Origin of the sequence: Xanthomonas sp. SHU 308 (genome assembly GCF_000364645.1) — a bacterium.
Lineage (GTDB): Bacteria > Pseudomonadota > Gammaproteobacteria > Xanthomonadales > Xanthomonadaceae > Xanthomonas_A > Xanthomonas_A sontii.
The window spans coordinates 1-4,796 of the sequence record NZ_AQOK01000251.1 but is presented as its reverse complement, the minus strand read 5'-3'; the positions used below and the strand labels follow the sequence as shown (position 1 = coordinate 4,796).

General features: G+C 70.1%; 5 protein-coding genes. All 5 read left to right on the top strand.

Annotated elements, in window-relative coordinates:
- Positions 1-415, top strand: a 415-nt coding sequence (locus D588_RS0109460; protein WP_017915802.1) for a hypothetical protein, incomplete at its 5' end; no start/stop codon positions are given.
- Between the two features lie 231 nt (positions 416-646).
- Complete coding sequence (locus D588_RS0109455) at positions 647-1,003, top strand: arsenate reductase (RefSeq protein ID WP_017912256.1); 357 nt, start codon at positions 647-649, stop codon at positions 1,001-1,003.
- Positions 1,000-1,458 carry a GNAT family N-acetyltransferase gene (locus tag D588_RS0109450; protein ID WP_017915801.1) on the top strand — a complete coding sequence of 153 codons (459 nt, stop codon included), beginning with the start codon at positions 1,000-1,002 and terminating at the stop codon, positions 1,456-1,458. The genes D588_RS0109455 and D588_RS0109450 overlap by 4 nt, the downstream gene beginning before the upstream one ends.
- A gap of 162 nt (positions 1,459-1,620) precedes the next feature.
- The gene (gene dapE / locus D588_RS0109445; RefSeq protein ID WP_017915800.1) at positions 1,621-2,751 is read left to right on the top strand and encodes a succinyl-diaminopimelate desuccinylase; all 1,131 of its coding nucleotides are present in this window, start codon (positions 1,621-1,623) and stop codon (positions 2,749-2,751) included.
- Positions 2,752-3,001: 250 nt separating this feature from the next.
- Positions 3,002-4,693 carry an asparagine synthase B gene (gene asnB / locus D588_RS0109440; protein ID WP_017915799.1) on the top strand — a complete coding sequence of 564 codons (1,692 nt, stop codon included), beginning with the start codon at positions 3,002-3,004 and terminating at the stop codon, positions 4,691-4,693.
- Positions 4,694-4,796 lie beyond the last annotated feature (103 nt).

The window sequence follows — 4,796 nt, the reverse complement described above, 5'->3', positions numbered from 1 at the left end:
CCGCGACGGGCCGGCCACCGCCGGGTGCGGCCCGGCCGCCGACAGCCCGCAGGCCGCGGCCGACGTGGTGCGGCGCTATTACGCGGCGATCAATGCGCGCGACTACGCCACGGCCTGGCAGCAGTGGGGCGAGGACGGGCGCCCGGGGCAGTCCTACGCGGCCTTCAAGGCCGGCTTCGCGCAGACGCGTGCGGTGAAGGCGACGATCGGCGCGCTGGGCGCCAGCGATGGCGCCGCCGGCTCGGTGTACCAGCCGGTACCGGTCACCGTGGAGGCGACGCTGGCCGACGGCAGGCGGCAACGCTTCCGCGGCGACTACGTCCTGCGCCGGGTCAACGGTGTGGACGGCGCCTCGGCGGCGCAACTGCGCTGGCGGATCGACTCGGCCAAGCTCCAGGAAGTGCCGGCGCAGTGAGGCCTGGCGGCGTCTTCTTGCGCGTGGGAGGCCGATGGCGCGCGCGGCGGGTAAGATCACGCGCGCTGCTGCCTGTCGATGACGGCATGCCCGGTTCGTCTCCTGATGGCATCGCCCGCCGAAAGGCGGTGCGCGGTGCTTTGGAGTGCGATCGGTTCTGGGCCGACCGACCCTCACCCCAACCCCGCTCCCGGTGGGAGAGCGGCTTCATTCGCTTGAAGGGATGTTTCGATGACGACGTTGTACGGATTGAAGAACTGCGACACCTGCAAGAAGGCGACCAAGTGGCTGGACCGCTTCGGCGTGGCCTACACCTTCGTCGATTACCGCGAGCACAAGCCGACCCCGGAGACCCTGCTGGACTGGGCCGGCCAGGCCGGTGGGTTCGACGCGCTGGTCAACAAGTCCTCCACCACCTGGCGGCAGTTGCCCGACAACAAGAAGACACCCGGCTCCGATGCCGAGTGGAAGCTGCTGCTGCGCGAATATCCGCAACTGATCCGCCGCCCGGTGGTGGTGACCGACGACGGCAAGCTCAGCCAGGGTTTCTCCGACAACGGCTTCAAGCAGCGGTTCGGGGTGGCGTGAATATCCGCCCGTACCGGGCCGACGACTGGGCGCGCCTGTGCGCCATCCACGATGCCGCGCGGCTGGAGGAACTGCAGGCGGCGGGGCTGCCGGAGGCGTTCCTGCCGCTGCCGATCGCGGCCGAGCGCGAAGGCCTGTTCGACTACCGCGTGCAGGTCGCAGAAGCGCAGGGTCAGGTGCTCGGCTTCGTCGCCGACGACGGCGAGGAACTGGCCTGGCTGTACGTGGATCCGGCCGCGCGCCGGCGCGGCGTCGGTCAGGCGCTGGTGGTCGCGGTGCAGGAGGCCAGCCCGGCTGGCTTGACGCTGGAATTGCTGGAGTGCAATGCCGCGGCGCTCGCGTTCTACCGCGCCTGCGGTTTCGTCGAAACCGGCACGCACGGCGGGCGCATGCCTGGCAACGAAGCTTTCGCGGTGCGCGTGCAGTGCATGCGCTGGCCCGGCATCGCGCCGTAGCGACGGCCGGCGCCGCGACCGCGCACCCGTCCGGCGATCCCGGCCGATGCTTCGAATCCGCAAGTCCCGCTCGTACACTGCGCAACGTGCGCCGTCGGCACGCGACGCTGCCGCCGCCGATCCGCATCGCGTCTCCCTCGTGTTTTCCAACGGTGTCCCTGCATGTCCGATGTCCTAGAACTCGCCTGCGACCTGATCGCCCGCCCGTCGGTCACCCCCGACGATGCCGGCTGCCAGGACCTGATCGCGCAGCGGCTGCAGCGCGCCGGTTTCGCCATCGAGCGGCTGCGCTGCGGCCAGGTCGACAATCTGTGGGCCACCCATCGCGGCGGCGACGGTCCGGTGCTGGCGCTGCTCGGCCATACCGACGTGGTGCCGCCGGGGCCGCGCGAGGCCTGGAGCAGCGATCCGTTCGCGCCGCAGGTCCGCGATGGCGTGCTGTACGGGCGCGGCGCCGCCGACATGAAGGGCAGCGTGGCCGCCTTCGTGGTCGCCGCGGAGCGGTTCGTGGCCGCGCAGCCGCAGCACCCGGGCACGCTGGCGCTGCTGCTGACCAGCGACGAGGAAGGCGATGCGATCGACGGCGTGCGCCATGTGGCGCGGCTGTTCGCCGAGCGTGACGAGCGCATCGACTGGTGCATCACCGGCGAACCCTCGTCCACCGAGCGGCTCGGCGATCTGCTGCGGGTCGGCCGTCGCGGCAGCCTCTCCGGTGCGCTGCGCGTGCGCGGCGTGCAGGGGCACGTGGCCTATCCGCACAAGGCGCGCAACCCGATCCACCTGGCCGCGCCGGCACTGGCCGAGCTCGTGGCGCGGCACTGGGACGATGGCTACGAAAGCTTCCCGCCGACCAGCCTGCAACTCTCCAACATCCATGCCGGTACCGGCGCCAACAACGTGATCCCCGGCGAACTGCAGGTCGCCTTCAACCTGCGCTATACCCCGCACTGGGATGCGCCGCGGCTGGAAGCGGAGATCGCCGCGCTGCTCGATCGCCATGGGCTGGACTACGACCTGCGCTGGCACCGCAGCGGCGAGCCGTTCTACACCCCGGAAGGCACGCTGCGCCGGGTGGCGCGCGAGGTGCTGGGCGAGGTCGCCGGCGCGCCGCCGGAGGAGAGCACCGGCGGCGGCACCTCCGATGCACGCTTCATCGCGCCGCTGGGCGCGCAGTGCATCGAAGTCGGCCCGGTCAACGCCAGCATCCACCAGGTCGACGAGCACGTGCGCGTGGCCGACCTGGAGGCGTTGCCGGATCTGTACCTGCGCCTGATCGAACGGTTGCTGCGGTAACAGTTGCGCCGGCTCGCGTGCCGGGTTACGGTCGTTCCATGACTTCGCTGTCCGCCCTCCGCTCGAGCAACGCCAACGGCCGCAATAATGCGCTGGCGAATAATCGTGCGCGGCCGATGCGGGTCTGCGACTAGGCGCTACCAGAGACACCACGCCCAGCCACCAGAAAACCCGCATCGGCCGATGCGGGTTTTTTTTGTGCCTGGGTGTTCCCCTCCGCAACCACCACCCCACGATCAGGAGCTTTCCCATGTGTTCGATCTTCGGCATCTTCGGCCTGCAACCGGGCGACGACCTGCAGGCGCTGCGGCGGCAGGCGCTGGACTGCTCACAGCGGCAGCGCCACCGCGGCCCGGACTGGAGCGGCGTGTATGTCGACGACGGCGCGATCCTGGTCCACGAGCGCCTGGCCATCGTCGACCCGGCCGGCGGTTCGCAGCCGCTGCTTTCCGACGATGGGCAGCTGGCGCTGGCGGTCAACGGCGAGATCTACAACCATCGCGAACTGAAGAAGCAGCTGGTGCAGCCATACGCCTTCCAGACCGGCTCGGACTGCGAGGTGATCAACGCGCTGTACCGCGAAACCACACCGGACGCGCTGCTGAACCGCCTCAACGGCATCTTCGCTTTCGCGCTGTGGGACAAGGCCGCCGGGCGCGTGCTGATCGCGCGCGATCCGATGGGCGTGTGCCCGCTGTACTGGGGCCATGATGCGCAGGGGCGGCTGCGGGTGGCGTCGGAGATGAAGTCGCTGGCCGACAGTTGCGCCGACGTCGCCCAGTTCCCGCCGGGGCACTACTACGACAGCGCCAGCGGCGAATTGGTGCAGTACTACCGCAAGCCGTGGCGCGACTACGCGGCGGTGCAGGGCGTGGAGGTGAGCAAGCAGGAACTGCGCGAGGCGTTCGAGCGCGCCGTGCATCGCCAGCTGATGACCGACGTGCCGTACGGCGTGCTGCTCTCCGGTGGACTGGATTCGTCGCTGGTCGCGGCGGTGGCGGCGCGCTTCGCACGCAAGCGCATCGAGGAGAACGACGAGGCCGAGGCCTGGTGGCCGCGCCTGCACTCGTTCGCGATCGGCCTGAAGGGCTCGCCGGATCTGGCCGCCGCGGCGATCGCCGCCGAGGCGCTGGGCACGGTGCACCACGGCTTCGAGTACACCTTCGAGGAGGGCCTGGACGCGTTGCCGGAGGTGATCCGGCACATCGAGACCTACGACGTCACCACCATCCGCGCCTCCACGCCGATGTTCCTGCTGGCGCGGCGGATCAAGGCGATGGGGGTGAAGATGGTGCTCTCCGGCGAAGGCAGCGACGAGATCTTCGGCGGCTACCTGTACTTCCACAAGGCGCCGAACGCGCGCGAATTCCACGAAGAACTGATCCGCAAGCTCGACGCGCTGTACAACTACGATTGCCTGCGCGCCAACAAGTCGATGATGGCCTGGGGCGTGGAGCCGCGCGTGCCGTTCCTGGACGTGGAGTTCCTGGACGTGGCCATGCGCATGGATGCCCAGTACAAGATGGCCGGCACCCGCGCCGACGGCAGCAAGCGCATCGAGAAGGCGGTGCTGCGCGAAGCCTTCGAGGGCTATCTGCCCGAGTCGATCCTGTGGCGGCAGAAGGAGCAGTTCAGCGACGGCGTCGGCTACGGCTGGATCGATGGGCTGAAGGCGCATGCCGAGGCCCAGGTCAGCGACCGCGAACTGGCCGCGGCCGACAAGCGCTTCCCGGTGAACCCGCCGCAGACCAAGGAAGCCTATTACTACCGCAGCCTGTTCGAGCGCGTGTTCCCGACCCCGGCCGCGGCCGAGACCGTGCCCGGCGGCAAGTCGATCGCCTGCTCCTCGCCGGCGGCGATCGCCTGGGATGCCAGCTTCGCGACGATGGCCGATCCCTCCGGCCGCGCGGTGGCCGGGGTGCACGCGCAGGCGCTGGGGTGACCGGCGCCAGCCTGCTGGCGATCGCCGGGGTGCTGACGCTGGGGGCGATCAGCCCCGGCGCCAGCTTCCTGCTGGTGGCGCGGCTGGCCGCGGGGCGCTCGCG